The organism is Exiguobacterium sp. s48 (assembly GCF_018617395.1).
In the GTDB taxonomy this organism is placed as follows: domain Bacteria; phylum Bacillota; class Bacilli; order Exiguobacteriales; family Exiguobacteriaceae; genus Exiguobacterium.
Map to the genome: position 1 here is coordinate 1703956 of NZ_JACSKC010000001.1, position 16150 is coordinate 1720105.

At 48.2% G+C, this 16150-nt stretch carries 19 protein-coding genes; 7 read left to right on the plus strand and 12 right to left on the minus strand.

Annotation, left to right across the window (positions count from 1 at the left end):
- Nucleotides 1–19: 19 nt before the first annotated feature.
- The 4 genes from KNO66_RS08550 (at nt 20) to KNO66_RS08565 (ending at nt 4247) form a co-directional block, all read left to right on the plus strand.
- The gene (locus KNO66_RS08550; protein WP_214742020.1) at nt 20–1363 is read left to right on the plus strand and encodes a GntT/GntP/DsdX family permease; all 1344 of its coding nucleotides are present in this window, start codon (nt 20–22) and stop codon (nt 1361–1363) included.
- A gap of 16 nt (nt 1364–1379) precedes the next feature.
- A complete protein-coding gene (gntK, locus tag KNO66_RS08555) occupies nt 1380–2879 on the plus strand; it encodes a gluconokinase (RefSeq protein WP_214742021.1) in 1500 nt (499 codons plus the stop codon).
- Nucleotides 2880–3000: 121 nt separating this feature from the next.
- Entirely contained in the window at nt 3001–3474 is a 474-nt protein-coding gene (locus KNO66_RS08560; RefSeq protein WP_214742022.1) for a GNAT family N-acetyltransferase, read from the plus strand.
- A gap of 77 nt (nt 3475–3551) precedes the next feature.
- Nucleotides 3552–4247: a polysaccharide deacetylase family protein gene (locus tag KNO66_RS08565; protein ID WP_251128074.1), complete on the plus strand. Its 696-nt coding sequence runs from the start codon at nt 3552–3554 to the stop codon at nt 4245–4247.
- A gap of 72 nt (nt 4248–4319) precedes the next feature.
- Here KNO66_RS08565 and KNO66_RS08570 read toward each other — a convergent pair whose 3' ends face one another.
- The gene (locus KNO66_RS08570; protein ID WP_214742024.1) at nt 4320–5330 is read right to left on the minus strand and encodes a GGDEF domain-containing protein; all 1011 of its coding nucleotides are present in this window, start codon (nt 5328–5330) and stop codon (nt 4320–4322) included.
- 232 nt (nt 5331–5562) lie between these two features.
- Nucleotides 5563–6096 carry a dihydrofolate reductase family protein gene (locus KNO66_RS08575; RefSeq protein ID WP_214742025.1) on the minus strand — a complete coding sequence of 178 codons (534 nt, stop codon included), beginning with the start codon at nt 6094–6096 and terminating at the stop codon, nt 5563–5565.
- 66 nt (nt 6097–6162) lie between these two features.
- Here KNO66_RS08575 and KNO66_RS08580 point away from each other — a divergent pair, with 66 nt between their 5' ends.
- Entirely contained in the window at nt 6163–7062 is a 900-nt protein-coding gene (locus KNO66_RS08580; RefSeq protein WP_214742026.1) for a helix-turn-helix transcriptional regulator, read from the plus strand.
- A 24-nt stretch (nt 7063–7086) separates the two neighbouring features.
- Here KNO66_RS08580 and KNO66_RS08585 read toward each other — a convergent pair whose 3' ends face one another.
- Nucleotides 7087–7503: an Lrp/AsnC family transcriptional regulator gene (locus KNO66_RS08585; RefSeq protein WP_214742027.1), complete on the minus strand. Its 417-nt coding sequence runs from the start codon at nt 7501–7503 to the stop codon at nt 7087–7089.
- A gap of 118 nt (nt 7504–7621) precedes the next feature.
- Between KNO66_RS08585 and KNO66_RS08590 the strand changes: the two genes are divergently transcribed.
- On the plus strand, nt 7622–8383 hold the full coding sequence (locus KNO66_RS08590; RefSeq protein ID WP_214742028.1) for an MBL fold metallo-hydrolase: 762 nt from the start codon (nt 7622–7624) through the stop codon (nt 8381–8383).
- 37 nt (nt 8384–8420) lie between these two features.
- On the opposite strand, the gene KNO66_RS08595 is transcribed toward KNO66_RS08590, so the two are convergent.
- The 3 genes from KNO66_RS08595 to KNO66_RS08605 form a co-directional block, all read right to left on the minus strand.
- Nucleotides 8421–8903, minus strand: coding sequence for a DMT family transporter (locus KNO66_RS08595; RefSeq protein WP_214742029.1), 483 nt, complete (start codon nt 8901–8903; stop codon nt 8421–8423).
- A gap of 16 nt (nt 8904–8919) precedes the next feature.
- Nucleotides 8920–9348: a DMT family transporter gene (locus KNO66_RS08600; protein WP_214742030.1), complete on the minus strand. Its 429-nt coding sequence runs from the start codon at nt 9346–9348 to the stop codon at nt 8920–8922.
- Between the two features lie 76 nt (nt 9349–9424).
- Nucleotides 9425–9742 (minus strand): ArsR/SmtB family transcription factor, encoded by a 318-nt coding sequence (locus KNO66_RS08605; protein WP_214742031.1) that lies wholly within the window; start codon nt 9740–9742, stop codon nt 9425–9427.
- Between the two features lie 128 nt (nt 9743–9870).
- Here KNO66_RS08605 and KNO66_RS08610 point away from each other — a divergent pair, with 128 nt between their 5' ends.
- Nucleotides 9871–10815: a M23 family metallopeptidase gene (locus tag KNO66_RS08610; protein WP_214742032.1), complete on the plus strand. Its 945-nt coding sequence runs from the start codon at nt 9871–9873 to the stop codon at nt 10813–10815.
- A 32-nt stretch (nt 10816–10847) separates the two neighbouring features.
- Here KNO66_RS08610 and KNO66_RS08615 read toward each other — a convergent pair whose 3' ends face one another.
- From KNO66_RS08615 to KNO66_RS08640, 6 genes are all read right to left on the minus strand, one after another.
- On the minus strand, nt 10848–11246 hold the full coding sequence (locus KNO66_RS08615) for a cytidine deaminase (RefSeq protein WP_214742033.1): 399 nt from the start codon (nt 11244–11246) through the stop codon (nt 10848–10850).
- Between the two features lie 178 nt (nt 11247–11424).
- Nucleotides 11425–12261, minus strand: coding sequence for an ABC transporter ATP-binding protein (locus KNO66_RS08620; RefSeq protein ID WP_214742034.1), 837 nt, complete (start codon nt 12259–12261; stop codon nt 11425–11427).
- Complete coding sequence (locus KNO66_RS08625) at nt 12262–13290, minus strand: FecCD family ABC transporter permease (protein ID WP_483299185.1); 1029 nt, start codon at nt 13288–13290, stop codon at nt 12262–12264.
- Nucleotides 13290–14315: a FecCD family ABC transporter permease gene (locus KNO66_RS08630; RefSeq protein WP_214742036.1), complete on the minus strand. Its 1026-nt coding sequence runs from the start codon at nt 14313–14315 to the stop codon at nt 13290–13292. The genes KNO66_RS08625 and KNO66_RS08630 overlap by 1 nt, the downstream gene beginning before the upstream one ends.
- A complete protein-coding gene (locus KNO66_RS08635) occupies nt 14312–15355 on the minus strand; it encodes an iron-siderophore ABC transporter substrate-binding protein (RefSeq protein ID WP_353048553.1) in 1044 nt (347 codons plus the stop codon). The genes KNO66_RS08630 and KNO66_RS08635 overlap by 4 nt, the downstream gene beginning before the upstream one ends.
- Nucleotides 15356–15499: 144 nt before the next feature.
- Nucleotides 15500–16093, minus strand: a complete 594-nt coding sequence (locus tag KNO66_RS08640; RefSeq protein WP_214742037.1) for an FMN-binding negative transcriptional regulator — start codon at nt 16091–16093, stop codon at nt 15500–15502.
- Between the last annotated feature and the right edge of the window lie 57 nt (nt 16094–16150).

The window sequence follows — 16150 nt, forward strand, 5'->3', positions numbered from 1 at the left end:
AATTTAGGGGGAATACTCAATGTCTGGCTCAACACTTATTTTGATCGCCTTAGCCGGGATCTTCTTGCTCTTATTTTTAGTCATTCGCACAAAGCTTCACGCATTCGTTTCGTTGTTACTTGTTAGTTTAATCGTCGGGGTGGCAGCTGGCATGCCGCTCGGGGACGTCATCGCCTCCATCCAGAGCGGGATGGGCGGAACGCTCGGCTTCGTCGCCGTCGTCGTCGGTCTCGGCGCGATGTTCGGGAAAATGCTTGAAGTGTCAGGTGGCGCGGAACGCCTCGCCCAGACGCTCGTCAGTAAGTTCGGGGAAGATAAGGCACAATGGGCGCTCGGCATCACCGGGTTCATCGTTGCCGTCCCTGTCTTCTTCGATGTCGGTTTCATCATTCTCGTTCCAATCGTATACGGTCTCGCCAAAAAGACGGGACGTTCGCTTCTCTATTATGGAATCCCGCTCCTCGCGGGTCTCGCGGTCACACATAGCTTCATCCCACCGACGCCTGGTCCGATCGCTGTTGCGAACTTGATTGGTGCCGACCTTGGATGGGTTATCTTGTTCGGTGTTATCGCCGGGATTCCAGCCATGATTTTAGCCGGTCCTGTTTTTGGGAAGTATATTGCTAAGAAGATTCATGTGACGATTCCGGATTACATGGAATTTAAAGAAATCGATTCATCAAAAGAATTACCAAGCTTCAAAATGATTTTGTCGCTCATCTTGATTCCGCTCGTCTTGATTTTAGCGAACACGCTCTCAGCGGTTCTCTTGGATGAAGGTAACGCTATCCGTGACTTCTTGACGTTCCTCGGACATCCGTTCGTCGCCTTGACGATTGCGACGCTCCTCACGTTCGTCTTCCTCGGGACACGCCGTGGCTACTCACGTGACGAAGTACAAGAAATCGCAACGAAAGCACTCGAACCAGCCGGAATCATCATCCTCGTCACAGGGGCCGGTGGTGTGTTCAAACAAGTGCTCATCGACTCTGGTGTCGGTGACGTGCTCGGTGAAATGATGGCCGGGTCACCACTTCCGGCAATCGTTCTCGCCTTCTTGATCGCGACGGTCGTCCGTGTCGCCCAAGGGTCGGCAACGGTATCGATGGTCACGGCAGCTGGACTCATCACGCCATTACTTGAAATTCAAAATATCACGGGTGCAGCGCTCGGTTTGATCGTCATCGCCATCGCTTCAGGGGCGACAGTTCTCTCACACGTCAACGACTCAGGCTTCTGGCTCGTCAACCGGTACTTCGGTCTCGACGTGAAAGACACGCTCAAGTCATGGACGATCATGGAAACGATTATCGGACTCACCGGCTTTGCCGTTGTGTTCTTGATTAGCCTATTTATCATCTAAGTTAGGAAGTGATTGTGTGTTTACGATTGGGGTCGATATCGGGACGACGAGTACGAAAGCCGTCCTGTTCAACGGTCATCAACAACTGGCGGTACATAACGTGTTGTATCCGCTTCTCACGCCCGATACGGAGACGGCCGAGCAAGACCCGGTCGTCATCTACGGGGCCGTGCTTGAAGCCGTCTCGGCGGTCCGCGCCAAAGCGGACGGTCCGATTCGCTTCGCATCGTTCAGTTCGGCGATGCACAGTTTGATCGCGCTCGATGCATCAGGACGTCCGCTCACGAACAGTATCACGTGGGCCGACAGTCGCGCGAATCCATATACGCAAGAAATCAAACGCGATGTTGATGCGAGTGCGCTCCATATGCGCACCGGCACCCCGGTCCATCCGATGGCACCGCTGTCGAAACTGCGCTGGTTGAAATCAGAACATCCTGACGTCTTTGAACAGACAGCTAAGTTCGTCTCCATCAAAGAATATGTCTTCTATCGGTTGACGGGACGCTTCGTCGTCGATCATTCCATCGCCTCTGCGACCGGGCTATTCAATTTGAAACAACAGGTTTGGGACACAGAAGCACTTGAAGTCGCCGGTGTGACACGAGAGCGCTTGTCTGAACTCGTGCCGACGACCGAGATTTTACAAGTGACGCCTGAGGTGACCGAGACGCTCGGCTTTGACTTCCCACTCGTGATTGGGGCAAGCGACGGTGTACTCTCAAACCTCGGTGTTGGTGCCTTCGAACAAGGAGTCGTCGCCGTGACGATTGGGACGAGCGGCGCCATTAGGACAGTCGTCTCAGAACCGGTCGAAGATCCAAAAGGTCGCATCTTCTGTTATGCGCTGACAGATAAGCATTGGGTGATCGGTGGTCCGGTCAATAACGGCGGCATCATCCTCCGCTGGCTACGTGACGAGTTCGCAGCAAGTGAGGTCGAGACGGCGAAACGACTCGGCATCGATGCGTACGATGTGTTGACACGAATCGCCGAGACGGTCAAACCTGGTGCCGACGGACTGTTGTTCCATCCGTATTTGATGGGTGAACGGGCTCCACTTTGGGATTCGAACGCTCGCGGTTCGTTCTTCGGACTCAGCATTCACCATAAAAGGGAACACTTTATCCGTGCCGTATTGGAAGGCGTCATCTTTAACCTCTATACGGTCATGCTCGCACTCGATGAGTTGACAGGCGCACCGAACCGCATCCATGCAACGGGTGGTTTTGCTCAATCAAGCCTGTGGCGTCAGATGATGGCAGACATCTTTGACACGCCGGTCGTCGTACCGGAAAGTCACGAGAGTTCATGCCTTGGGGCTGTCATGCTCGGGGAGTACGCCTTCGGGGACATCGAGGAATTCCAAGAAGTGCCACAAGTGACCCACGAGCACGCACCGAACATGGAAGCGACGAACGTGTATCGAGAGCTCTTGCCAATCTACATTCGCCTGTCACGTCACTTGTCAGAAGAATATGAAGCCATTTCAGCATTTCAGCGGAAGCATGTATAAGTTTGAAGACTCGTCAGTCACTCGATTGACGGGTCTTTTTTCCCCATCCATCCTCTATCCCCTCTCCATCATTCGCTGTACACTGAGATGAAAGGATGAAACGTTACAGGAGGAAAAACTCATGCAACTCAAAACAACCCGCTGCCTCATCCGCCCATTCGAACGCCAAGACATCGAATCGTTCATGACCTATCGAAACGACTTGGACTGGATGCAGCACCAATCGTTTAAAGGTCTTAGCTATATTGAATACGAGAACGCTCTACTCGGCGAACAATCGCTTCAACACGGTATGCAACTCGCCATCATCGACCAAGCGACCGATGAATTGATTGGGGACGTGTATATCCAGCAAGAAGGCACAACCTATTGGATTGGTTACACGGTTACCCCCACACGCGCTCGACAAGGCTATGCATTTGAAGTGATGTCAGGACTGATTCGTCACTTGGCTGACCACGGAGCAGAAGCGTTCAAAGCCGGCGTCCTCAAGACGAACACAGCATCCATCGCGCTATTAAAGAAATTGAACTTCACCTATCTCACGACAGAACTTGACGAACAGATTTATCGTCTCGATGCCTCCAACATATGATAAAGTATGTATCACATGTCGCTTGGTTTTGATTTGAGGGAGTTTTGAATTGAATGATGAAACGCGTTCTTTTACTCATGTCTATTTTTTTGTTGATTGGTACTTTGTCACAGGCTGCAATCCCGGAGCCGAAAGCGTATAACGATCCGAGTCTCATCTATTTGACGCTCGATGATGGACCGAACTGGAAAACGGGAAAGCTACTCGATGTCTTAAAGAAACATCAAGTGAAGGCAACCTTCTTCATTCTCGGGAAGAACATCGAAGGAAATGAGCATCTGCTTCATCGCATGATTGTGGAAGGTCATTTGATTGCCTTACACGGGATGCGACACGACCGGGATGAATTTTATGAAACACCGTTGACGGCCGTGCGTCAGATGCAGGAAGTACAAGCACTCATCTATAAAGTGACAGGCATTCATACGAACATGGCCCGCACCATTTACGGGAGTGATGCCGGCATGACACCTGCACACTGGCAGGCGATGACCGATGCCGGTTTTGAAGTTTGGGACTGGAATGTCGGCAGTCTTGACCATGTGTATAAGAAAGACAATGCCCGCGTCGAGCAACGCGTGTTCGACCGCCTCGAGGCGAATCGCGCCGCACAGGTTGCCTCGATCATCCTTGCGCACGATCACTCGATGACGCCGAAAGCACTCGATACAATCATTCGTTATGCGAAAGAACGAGACTATGAATTCCGTACATTAGAGGGTGTCGAACCGGTTCACAACTTTTCCGATGTGTGGGAACCTTATACGAACTAATCGCTCAGTTTCTCGTTACATTTGTGCAAAAAAACGCATCGGAAATATCCGATGCGTTTTTACGTGAATGCTTCATTGGACGTATTCCACACCTCCATGGATGTGGGTACGATTTCTGCCTTGATTCTTCGCATGGTACAAACAGTCATCTGCCAGATGAACCATTTCATGAAGCTGCGTACTTTTTCCATTGGCGATGCCGATTGAGACCGATATATGAATGACTTGCTGATCCAGTAATTTGAATGCATGTTTTGAAATACAATTCCGGATTCGTTCCGCCACTCCAATCACCTCGGATTGCGACAGCATCGGAATCAAAATACCGAACTCCTCTCCACCGATTCGCGCTTTAATGTCATGGTCCCTCGTTTCGCGATGCAAGAGTTCCGAGAACTGCTTCAAAATCTCATCACCGTTTGCGTGACCATATTGATCATTGATCTGTTTGAAGTGATCGATATCTAAAATCAACACGTTGCATATGTCGTAACGTTCTCTGATTTTCTTCATTTGCATTTCCCATGCTCTACGATTCGCAAGCCCCGTCAAATGATCCGTTTCAGCCGATATTTTATACTCTTTCACACGGTGGTTGATGAGATATAAATCAATATTCAGGACAGTAATCAGCAACCCAACTGGAAAACTAATCATGACGACTAGTAAAGCAGCAGATGCAGCATTTTCACTGAATGTTCCACTCGTATATATTGAAAGTCCGACAATGGAACACGTGAACAGATTCAAAGTGAGACTGAATCGAAATAATTGCTTCTCTAGTGAAACCATTTTGTATGAGATGAGTATTCCGATCACAATCAAGACGAGACAGATGCATGCCATAATGGACTGAAAATCAATGCCGTAACTAAATCGATAAGCTGCAATAATCGTCGCTGCAATAATCAAAGGAGACACTAATCGATAGAAACCAAGTAAAATGAGCACGAGAAAACGAAAGTCGATTTTGATTACCTCTTCAACTACCACACCTTGTGTGATCAAAAAAATTCCTAGACACCCTGATAGCAATCCAATCAGCATATTTTTAACGCCTTCGTGCTTTGTATCATAATTCATGATTTTAGAAATGAAGTAAATCCCGGTAAAAGAAATACAAGAGTTAGCGATTAGACTAATGAACATACGTTGATCCCCTCGGTATCCGTCATGTCAGTACTATTCTCTTCTTAATATCCAATTAGCATCATTTACTAACATTTTAAGGTTTTTATTATTTATTTGAAAGAATATTTTTACTTTAGAAGTAAATCGATTCTTCATTTTTATTCGTCATAAAAAAATCGAATCCTTATTTGGACTCGATTTTTGAACTCTCATATGTCGCCATGATGAACTGACCGGATGCGCGTTGACTTGTCAGTCGAAGCTTCGTTTCTTTCGTGCCTTCTGGGAAAAGTGGGATTCCCTCACCCAACACGACCGGTGCAATCGCAATCTCATACCGGTCAATCAAGTCATGCTCCATCGCTGCTTTGATGACTTCTCCCCCGCCGATGAGCCAGATGTCTTGATCGACTTCTCCTTTCAACCGATGAATCAGTTCTTCGATTGATTCATCCGTGAACGTGACATGCTCGGCTGCACGGTCAGGCTGACGCGTCATAATATAGTTCGGCATGTTTGGATATGGATACTCCTCTGACAATTGAAGGACTTCCTCATATGTCTTCCGTCCCATGATGACAGCACCAACGGTATTGAAAAATTCAGCGTATCCATTGTCCCCGTCCCCCTCTACGGCGAACAACCAATCGAGTTGGTCGTTCGACCGGGCAATCTTCCCATCTAAACTCATCGCAATATACAACACTACATTCGGCATCATATTTTCCTCCTTGATTCGTGATACATTCAACTTAACGAACAAACACGACAAAAGATGACGGGAATGATGACTTTGAAAAAACGACACTTGCAACTGATTCGGCTACTCAATCGCGGACGACGTTTCACGGCGGAAGAACTGGCCCAAGAGACAGGCGCCTCCATTCGGACGATTCAACGGGATATGCTATCGCTCGAAGAACTCGGTTATCCGATTTGGAGTGTGCCCGGGATTGGTGGTGGATATGAGGTGCTACCGAATCGCTTGTTGCCACCACTCCACCTTCGCGAGCAAGAAGCCGTCGCCCTTTATCTTACGCTCAAATGGATGGAACACATCCCGGACGTTCCGTTCGGTGATATACGAAATACCCTGTCCGACTGGTACGTGAACGAGTTACCTCAGGACTTAGAAACGAAGATTCATCACTTAGAACGAAATATCCTGTGGCTCGGGAACAAACAGATTCCAAAGGCTCCGTTCACAAAGGACATCTATCAGGCGGTCGAGCGCAAGAACAAGATCGAGATGACGTATCAAACGACGAAAGGATCACGTACATTCATCGTTGAACCGGTCGGCATGGCACTTCTTGACTTGAAGTGGTACGTCTTCGGGCTCTCCGATCTCGGATTCCGGCAATATCGGATTGATCGAGTGGAAGCGGTCAAGTTGCTCGAAGAATCGTTTGAGTCAGAGGATTTGGTGACCTTGCTTCAGACAAGTGATGAACGAGGCGGTATGACCGTTCAACTCGAGCTGACGTCACTCGGTCGTCGTTTACTTGAAGATGTATTACCCGATATTGAAGAGAAGAATGAATGGGACGTACCCGAAGAAGAGCTTCCGTTTTTGTCGAGACAGCTGTTGAAGGCAGGGGCTGAAGTGGAGGTCAAATCGCCAAGTACGTTGCGGGAGATGATGAAGGAGCATGCGGAACGCTTGATGAATTTGTACGCTTAACAAATACCCAGTGAACGATTGAATTCACTGGGTATTTTGATGAATGACAAGTGATAGTTTATAGTTCACGTATTTGCTGAGTCCATCTAAAAATGCATTCAGTTCGTGATTCGTTGGGAAACGACACTCGAGTAGATAGCATCCATCCCCACTCACCTTGTAGTTATGTCGTACGTATTGCCGATGCTCTTTAAGAAAAAGAAGGTAGGGATCGTGAAATGTGCTCGTCGTGTAAATCGTAATCATCGCATGAATTGGCAAACCGATTTGATCCTCATTGATTCGAATCGTGTATCCTTCGATAATTCCAAGGTCTTCTAACTTCTTCACCCGTGTGGCTGTTGCTTGCCCCGTCAAGTGAACGTGTTCTCCTAGTTCCTTCATTGTCATACGACTGTTTTGTTGCAAGGCTTCAATGATACGTCGATCTGTTGCGTCCATACGTTCACTCCTTTCATCATTCAAGTAAATCGACCAAAAGACTTGAACGAAGTGATGTCTTACAAACAGGGTAGGCTCTACACTACATATATACTACATGGAAAAAGGAGAATCATCTATGAACATTCAATTGATCCGAAACGCGACACTACGACTCGAGTATGCTGGGAAAACGTTTCTCATCGATCCATTTCTTGCGAAGAAAGGCACGTATCCACCTTTCCCAAACTCGGCTCGTCAAGATGAGCAAAATCCACTCGTCGAATTACCGATTTCGATTGATGACCTTCTATACGGAATAGATGCCGTCATCTTGACTCACCTTCATCTCGATCACTATGACGAAGTCGCAAAAGAAGCACTTTCAAAAGAGCTTCCGATTTTCGTTCAAAACGAGGCAGACCAGAACACGATTCAACAAGATGGATTTAAAGACGTGCGCGTGCTGGCTGAATCGATCGAATTCGAAGATGTTCATCTCTCCAAAACGGTCGGTGAGCATGGTCGAGGCGACATCTTATCGTTGACTGGTGAAGTGTGCGGTGTCGTCTTTACACATGAAACAGAAAAAACGTTATACGTCGCAGGAGATACAGTTTGGTATGAAGGTGTCGCTGACACCATTCAATCACATCGTCCAGAGGTGATCGTCGTTAATGCTGGAGACAATCAATTCTTAGAAGGTGGCTCGCTCGTCATGAATGAAGTGGACGTACGTCATGTAGCAGAAGCTGCCCCGGAAGCTAGCATCATCGCCGTCCATATGGAGGCAGTGAACCACTGGAACTTGTCACGGACTGACTTACGAGCTTATGCAGACGAGCATGAATTTGCCAATCCACTAATTGTTCCTGAAGACGGTGAATCAATCAGTCTATAACAAAAATCTCCTGAAACTCGTGTTTCAGGAGATTTTCTTATGATGCGATCGATTTGGAAGTAGACCTTTCTTTCGCTTGTTTTATGTTCCCTACATACAATAATCGCAATGCGACAATCATCAAAATCAACGCAATTAACCGTTTCGTGTCGAATGGAATCACAGCACCTTCGAACCAGCCAAAATGGTCAATGACCATTCCCATCGAAAGTTGACCGATGATCGCGGCTAGATTCGCTGCAATGACACCGATTTTAGGTACTGCTAAAATCGTCAAAAATAAATAACCCACTCCGAGCCACACGGCACTAAGTTGCCACACAGGAGCGTCTAAAATGCTTAAAATTTTCCCGCTGCCAAAGAACAATACGAGTAAGAACAACATCATAGCTCCCGTAATGAATGTTAAGAATGCACTTTCTAATGTACCGGCTTTACGGCTAAACGCGCCATTCACCGAAGATTGAGCACTGAGGAGTGCGCCTCCAATCACAGTGACGAGCAATAATAAGATAGACATGTTTACAACCTCCCGATTAATAGATTAAGAATAACGATACGATCATCAGTGCGACCGCCATAATTTTTTCTTTTCGTACTGTGACTTTCGGACTTCCAAGCCAACCGTTGTGTTCGATTACCATCGACATGATCAATTGACCGACGACGACACTACTCATTGCCATACCGACTCCAATCAACGGGATTCCGACGACAAGAATCGTGAGATAAATCAATCCAAGTAGTCCTCCTGTCAACTGCCACTTCGGTGCTTCTTTCGTGTAAGACAATTTGCCTTTGCCGAAGAATAATAGCGCCACACCTAAAATAATCGTACCGACGGCAAAGTTATATAAACTACTTTCGAGTTTTCCAATCGTTTCTCCTAAACTCGCATACATTGCTCCCTCAAGACTGAGCGCCACACCCGCTAAAAAAGCGAGGACGTAAAAAATTGATTTCATACTCTTTTCCTCCATTTCCATACGCTGCTTATATCTATATTTCGAGAAAAATCGAAATTAAAAGCGTGGAAAAGAGTCAAAGCTCTTCTCCGATATACCGAGACAGTTCTTGGAGCACTTCTTCATTTCTTCGATAGTACGTCCACTGCCCGTGTCGCTCAGACTCTAACAATCCAACGCTTTGCATCATTTTTAAATAATGTGAGACCGTCGATGGAGATAACGTAGTCTTTTCCTGGATATCCCCAACACATACGCCTCCTTTCTCGCTCATATTTTTCGTAAGATGCGCTGTCGGTTTGTCGAAGTGACGCATCGGCTCTTTTAACCAATGCAACATTTCGAGTCTCGTCTCATTTCCCAACACTTTAAAAAGTTCCACAGCATTTTTCATACGCTCATGTTATTCGATAATTCTCGAAATGTCAAAAAAACTTCCTCGAATGATTTTTTTATTCATAACGGAACATTCATATACCTAAATTCGTATAAAGGACTAATTTAAAAAAAGGCGGTATGCCCATGCATTATGAGAATATACAGTTCATCCACTTATTCAAAGATGGTCAATTCGATGACATTTATCATCAAATGACCGATTCGTGCAAATCTCATTATTCCATGGACACGTTTCATCACGAAGCGTCTTCTTTTCATCATGGAATCCGTCGCTATCGTCTAATCAATGAGATGGTCTTGAATGGGAATCGATATGTATTATGGTCGGATTTCCGAAAAGAAAAGTTATTGAGCGTTCAATTTAATCGCGTGAATCAGATTGAATCCATTCAGATGACGGTCACATCCTCTTCAAAAGAGACCAATCCTTTCACGAAAAACAAATACCACCTTCCATTCAAAGAGCAGTGGTTCGTTGTCTCAGAAGGAACGAACGTCGGAATGTATTTTCATGAACCGATTCGAAAGAAACGTGATGGCTATGACTTTTTAAAAACAAAAGATCAGCAACCTTACAATCGTAGAAAAGTCGGAATCGATGGCTCGTATGCGTTTGGAGAACAAGTCCTGTCCCCACTCGATGGTACAGTTCATCAGGTCGTCGATGGGCTACCAGATGAACCAAATACTGATCATCCACTTGGCAATCACGTCATCATTCAACATAAACATGATGAATACACGCTTCTCGCTCACTTAGAGAGCGGTTCGATCGCCGTCAAAGTTGGAGACCAAGTGAAAACCAAAAAGTTGATTGCCCGCTGCGGACACTCTGGAAACACAGTAGAGCCACGCTTGCATATGCGTGTCATGAATCACCCGGACGTGGACAACGCGACCGCTCTCCCGATTCGATGGAAAGGACGAAAGCGACCAGTGCGTGGAAAAGTAGTCACTTTCCGCGAAGAGGACAGTTGGTCAAATGGACTCGCTGGCCTCGATTTCTTAGAATTGATTTTTTATATTATTCAGGCCATTCCGCGATTATTCTTTCACTTTTTCAGATGAGAAAACCCCTCAGAAATCTGAGGGGTCTGCGATTACATATCCAAATCGGTGAACGCGAGCGGGACGAGCTCCCCAAGCGTCACTTCTTTCACATCGGCATTGCCGTTTGTGAGCAGTACTTTGAAGTCAGGACCACCAAACTCGACCATGACCTGACGGCAGATGCTACATGGTGGCAAGAAGTCTTCCGTGTCACCAGACACGGCAACCGCTTCGAAGTCCCCCTTTTTGTATCCTTGGGCGACCGCTGTGAAAATGGCTGTGCGCTCTGCACAGTTCGTTGCTCCGAACGAGACGTTCTCGACGTTGACGCCGTCGATGACCGTACCATCCTTCATGAGAAGTGCCGCCCCGACGCGGAACTTCGAATATGGTGAATACGCATTGTCCTTCAATTGGCGTGCGCGCTCGACTAATTGTTGTTGGTTCATCTTAAGTCATTCCTCTCGAATATCGAATGAACTGATGCCAGTCCCCATGCCTCTCATTTTGGGCAGGATTTTTAGCATACACCCAGCCCAAATAGAAGTCAATGACTTTTTTACAAACGCTTTCATGAATAAACAAAAAAGAAGGAGCGCTCACCCCTTCTTAACTGTCTATACGCAGTTATACCAATTCAAGCTGCGCGATAGGCGCCTCTTCCGTTTCCGTCTGCACGTGATGGCGACCAATCGGAATCACGGACGGTGAACCGGATACCGGATCACACATGACCGAACAGCGGAGGTTGAAGACCCGATGAATCAAATCACACGTGATGACGTCCGACGGCTTCCCTTCCGCAATCAACTTCCCTTTATCGAGTGCGAAGATATAGTCCGCATAACGTGCCGACAAGTTGATGTCGTGAAGCACCATGACAATCGTCGTCCCGTATTTCCGATTTAAGTCCGTCAACAAGTCGAGAATCTCGACTTGATACGTGATATCGAGATACGTCGTCGGTTCATCTAAAAAGAGGACGTCCGTCTGTTGAGCCAGTGCCATCGCAATCCAGACGCGTTGGCGTTGCCCACCTGACAACTCATCGATTGGACGGTCCGCAAACTCGGTGATGTTCATCATCTCCATCGCCTCAGCGACGGCCTCATAGTCGGCTTTCGTCCATCCCTTCAAGAACGATTGATGCGGATAACGACCACGACCAACAAGATCGGCGACCGTGATCCCTTCCGGTACGACCGGGGACTGTGGCAACATCCCGAGGACACGTGCTAGCTTTTTCGGTGCCATCTTCGAGATCGGCTTGTCGTAAAGCGTCACTTGACCAGCACTCGGCTTGATGAGGCGTGCCATCGTCTTCAGTAGCGTCGACTTCCCGCAACCGTTCGCACCGATGATGATGCTGATTTGATTGCTCGGAATTTCAAGACTGATATCGTTCAAAATCATTTTGTCCTCGTATCCTGAGGTGAGATGTTCCACTTTCATAATGGATGCCATTTAGAAGTCCCCTTTCTGGTTCATCCGAATCAACAAGTATAAGAGATAAGGCGCGCCGATGATGCCGGTGATGACACCGACCGGATAGCGTGCCGTGAAGGCGAATTGTCCGACGAGGTCGGCCGCGAGCACTAAGATGATGCCTACAAGCGCTGCCGGCAAGATCCCGGCGTGGCTCGTCCCGACGAGCCGTTTGGCGATTGGTCCTGCCAAAAAGGCGATGAAGGCGATTGGTCCTGTCGTCGCTGTCGCAAGCGCGAGCATGAGTACCGCCGCAACGATGAGAAGCAATCGGGTTTGGTTCGTATTGATCCCGAGCCCTGTCGCCGCCATTTCACCAAGCTCTAGCATTTCAAGCTGACGGGTGAGTAACAGGACGATCGGTAAACAGATGAGTACAGTGATGATTAAAGGCGGCAACTCCTCTAGCTTCACCCCATTTAAACTTCCTGTCAACCACCGCATCGCCATCGCGACATCATTTTGTCGGCTGATGAGCAGTAAGTAGTTGATGACAGCTGTCAGCATCGCTTGAATCCCAATCCCCACTAATACGAGACGACCAATGGAGAACGCGGCACCTTTCGATAGGAAATAGATGACGAGCACGGTCACCAGTCCTCCGATGATCGAGGCAATCGAGATGACCGCTTCACTCGACTGGAGGACGACGATACAAAAGACAGCCGCCGCACTTGAGCCGGTCGTAATTCCGATGACATTCGGATTGGCAAGCGGATTTCGAAGCATCGTTTGGAAGATGGTTCCCGCCGCCCCGAATGCCGCCCCGGCAAATATCCCGGCGAGCATACGCGGTAGACGCAACACTTCAACGGCGAACGTCGCCCCTTTTACGTCTTCCCCGAGCAAGACACGGATGACATCCTGAATCGGATAAATCGTATTGCCCAACATGAGCATTAACCCGCTCAATACTACCGCTATGATGGTCAAAAGAAGTGTCATCCCGACATAACGACGGCGTCGCTTCATGCGACCTTGTCTGATTTGTTCAATCGCTGGTTGCATCATAGTCCTCTTACTTTCACTTTCATTGTCAATAGAATCAGAATCGGTGCCCCGATAAATGCCGTCACAATCCCGACCTCGAGCTCTCCCGGACTTCCGAGCAAACGTCCGATGACGTCCGAGAAAGTTAAGATGATGGCGCCCGCAAAAGCAGACATCGGCATGAGATAACGCTGGTCCGGACCGAGCACGAGTCGAATCAAATGGGGGGCGAGTAGCCCGATAAAGCCGATCGGGCCGGCAAGCGCCGTCGCCGCCCCGCATAGAATGACGCCTGCGAACGAGGCGGTCAGCTTCAACGTACCCGTCCGAACGCCAAGACTTTTCGCCATCTCCTCCCCGAGTGCGAGTGCGTTCAAGGAAGGCGCGGTCACGACCGCAATCACGAGACCGATTAGAAGAAACGGTAAAAATGTATAAATCGAATCGATGTTTCCTGCACCGACACTCCCGACTTGCCAAAAACGGAATTGATCCATGACGTTCGAACGTGGAATCATGAGCGCCATGACGAGCGAGGATAAGGCTGCACTTGTCGCAGCTCCCGCTAAGACGAGTTTGAGCGGGGTCGCCCCTCCTCTTCCGAGCGAACCGATACCGAAAACGAAAATAGCCGTCAATAGCGCCCCGACGAGCGCGAACCAGATGAACGCACTCGCTGTCGAGATGTTAAAGAACGCAATCCCGATGACGACAGCGAGCGCCGCTCCCGTGTTGACTCCGAGAATACTCGGATCGGCGATCGGGTTACGCGTCACCGACTGCATGAGCGCCCCCGCCACGCCAAGTGCCGCGCCACACATGAAACTAAAGATTGTCCGAACAACCCGCTCCCGGACAATGTCCGCCTCATACGACTGAACAGCCGGACGGAATAAACCGTCCAGCAGTTCATTCCACCCGACTGTTCGTGAGCCGAAGGCAAGGGATGCCACGATGCATAGCACCGTCAGTACGAGCGTCCCGATCAAGAGAAGCGGGAAATACTTCGGGGCATGCATCTGTTTGATTTGTGTTTGCATCATTCAGCTTTCGCGAGGGCATCCGATACGCGTGAAACGTACTCATCAATCGTATATTCAATCGAGAGTGGCGTCGGCGTTCCTGCCGCTGCGAGTGGTGTGTTATCTTCAATCAAAACGACCGATCCGCGTTCAATGGCTGGTACTTTACTGTAGAGCGGGTCTGCTTGAAGCGCCTTCAACGTGTCTTCATTTCCGTACGTGACGAAGATGTCGACGTCGTTCAAGATGTCAGCGTTCTCTTTGCTGAGTTCAAGATAGAAGCTGTCTGTTTTCTCTGCTTCATCTAAGATGTTTTGTGGATACTCCATCCCGAGTTCTTCGATGAAGGCACCACGTGGGTCACCCGTTGTATAGATATAGAATTTTGAAAGGTCTTCCGCGCTCATCGAGACGAATGCGGCTTTCTTGCCAGCAATCTCAGGAACGGCTGTCGCTTTGTCTGTGATCAACTGTTCCGTGTCTTTGATTAATTGTTCGCCTTCTTCACCAAGTCCCATCGCGAGTGAATCATAGCGAACCATGTCTTGCCATGACGTGACCCAAGGTGTTTCCTGGTATGCCACGACCGGTGCGATTTGACTGAGCGTGTCATAGTCTTCTTGCGTGATGCCTGAGTAGGCCGCCAAGATCACGTCCGGGTTTGAATCCGCGATCGCTTCAAAGTCTAATCCGTCTGTATCTTGATAGATGTTCGGGTTCTCTTCCCCGAGTGCTTTCAATTTCTCTGACGTCCATGGAAGCATACCGCTATCGTCCTGGACACCGTAGTTCGCAGCCGAGAATCCGACCGGTACGACATCGAGGGCAAGTGCGACATCATGGTTTCCCCATGAAATCGTTGCGACACGTTCCGGTTTTTTCTCAATGACCGTCTCTCCGAATGCGTGCTCGATTGTGATTGGGAACCCTTCTGCCGATTCTTCCGTCCCTTCATTCGTGGAAGCGTTCTCAGCTTCTTCCGAACCACAACCGGCTAAAATTAGTGCAAATGCCGACACAAAGATAAACATATGTAACCATTTCTTGAATGTGTTGTTCACGTGATTTTCTCCTTTTCGAACTTCTCTGTATTTTGTCGATACTGATAATCATTATCATTTATGAGTATAGACCTGCTCCTAAGTCATGTCAACCGCTATTCGGTCTAGAAAAATGAAAAAACCTGTCGTTTTAGGACAGGTGGGTCAAGACTTCCGATGCCGTCTCATGACGTCTGCAATCGGTTCATTTTGTTTTTGAAGCTCTGATACGATTCGCTCGTGGTCCATATCATTTCGGTTTTGACTTAACTTGAACGTCGCCTGAATGTCAGTGATATCAATCCGAAACCCGACGACTCCGTTCATTTGCCGCTTCACTGGTTCCGATAACGCCTCCCAACGTACCGCATGCTCACGTTCCCCTTCATGCTCATGAAGCATACTAGCAAGTTCCTCTACTAATTCGTCCTCGTTGAGAATCGTCGCACGTCCATACACGTGTACGGCCTGATAGTTCCATGTCGATACGTCCTCGTGTCCGTACCAGGACGCCGAAACGTAAGCATCATGTCCTTGAAACATGACGAGAACAGTTTGATCTTCAATCGTTCGCCACTGCGGATTCGCTTTCGCAATATGCGTCGTCAGTTGACTGTTCGCCTCATCGAATCGTAACGGGACATGTGTCGCAATCGGCTTGTCCCCGTCATGTGTCACAATCGTGCCGAATGGATGGGCATGTAAAAAAGCATAGATATCAGCTTCGTCGTTGACGGAATATCGGTTTTGGATATACATGTCGAACCCCCTTTCTCCTATTATATTCTCAAAAGACGGGTATAACGACACAGAAGG

Bases quoted from the DNA above. Each gene is read 5' to 3' on its own strand.
- KNO66_RS08550 (WP_214742020.1), top strand. From the start codon at position 20: ATGTCTGGCTCAACACTTATTTTGATCGCCTTAGCCGGGATCTTCTTG.
- KNO66_RS08560 (WP_214742022.1), top strand. From the start codon at position 3,001: ATGCAACTCAAAACAACCCGCTGCCTCATCCGCCCATTCGAACGCCAA.
- KNO66_RS08565 (WP_251128074.1), top strand. From the start codon at position 3,552: ATGTCTATTTTTTTGTTGATTGGTACTTTGTCACAGGCTGCAATCCCG.
- KNO66_RS08570 (WP_214742024.1), bottom strand. From the start codon at position 5,330: ATGAATTATGATACAAAGCACGAAGGCGTTAAAAATATGCTGATTGGA.
- KNO66_RS08575 (WP_214742025.1), bottom strand. From the start codon at position 6,096: ATGCCGAATGTAGTGTTGTATATTGCGATGAGTTTAGATGGGAAGATT.
- KNO66_RS08580 (WP_214742026.1), top strand. From the start codon at position 6,163: ATGATGACTTTGAAAAAACGACACTTGCAACTGATTCGGCTACTCAAT.
- KNO66_RS08585 (WP_214742027.1), bottom strand. From the start codon at position 7,503: ATGGACGCAACAGATCGACGTATCATTGAAGCCTTGCAACAAAACAGT.
- KNO66_RS08590 (WP_214742028.1), top strand. From the start codon at position 7,622: ATGAACATTCAATTGATCCGAAACGCGACACTACGACTCGAGTATGCT.
- KNO66_RS08595 (WP_214742029.1), bottom strand. From the start codon at position 8,903: ATGTCTATCTTATTATTGCTCGTCACTGTGATTGGAGGCGCACTCCTC.
- KNO66_RS08600 (WP_214742030.1), bottom strand. From the start codon at position 9,348: ATGAAATCAATTTTTTACGTCCTCGCTTTTTTAGCGGGTGTGGCGCTC.
- KNO66_RS08605 (WP_214742031.1), bottom strand. From the start codon at position 9,742: ATGAAAAATGCTGTGGAACTTTTTAAAGTGTTGGGAAATGAGACGAGA.
- KNO66_RS08610 (WP_214742032.1), top strand. From the start codon at position 9,871: ATGCATTATGAGAATATACAGTTCATCCACTTATTCAAAGATGGTCAA.
- KNO66_RS08615 (WP_214742033.1), bottom strand. From the start codon at position 11,246: ATGAACCAACAACAATTAGTCGAGCGCGCACGCCAATTGAAGGACAAT.
- KNO66_RS08620 (WP_214742034.1), bottom strand. From the start codon at position 12,261: ATGGCATCCATTATGAAAGTGGAACATCTCACCTCAGGATACGAGGAC.
- KNO66_RS08625 (WP_483299185.1), bottom strand. From the start codon at position 13,290: ATGCAACCAGCGATTGAACAAATCAGACAAGGTCGCATGAAGCGACGC.
- KNO66_RS08630 (WP_214742036.1), bottom strand. From the start codon at position 14,315: ATGATGCAAACACAAATCAAACAGATGCATGCCCCGAAGTATTTCCCG.
- KNO66_RS08640 (WP_214742037.1), bottom strand. From the start codon at position 16,093: ATGTATATCCAAAACCGATATTCCGTCAACGACGAAGCTGATATCTAT.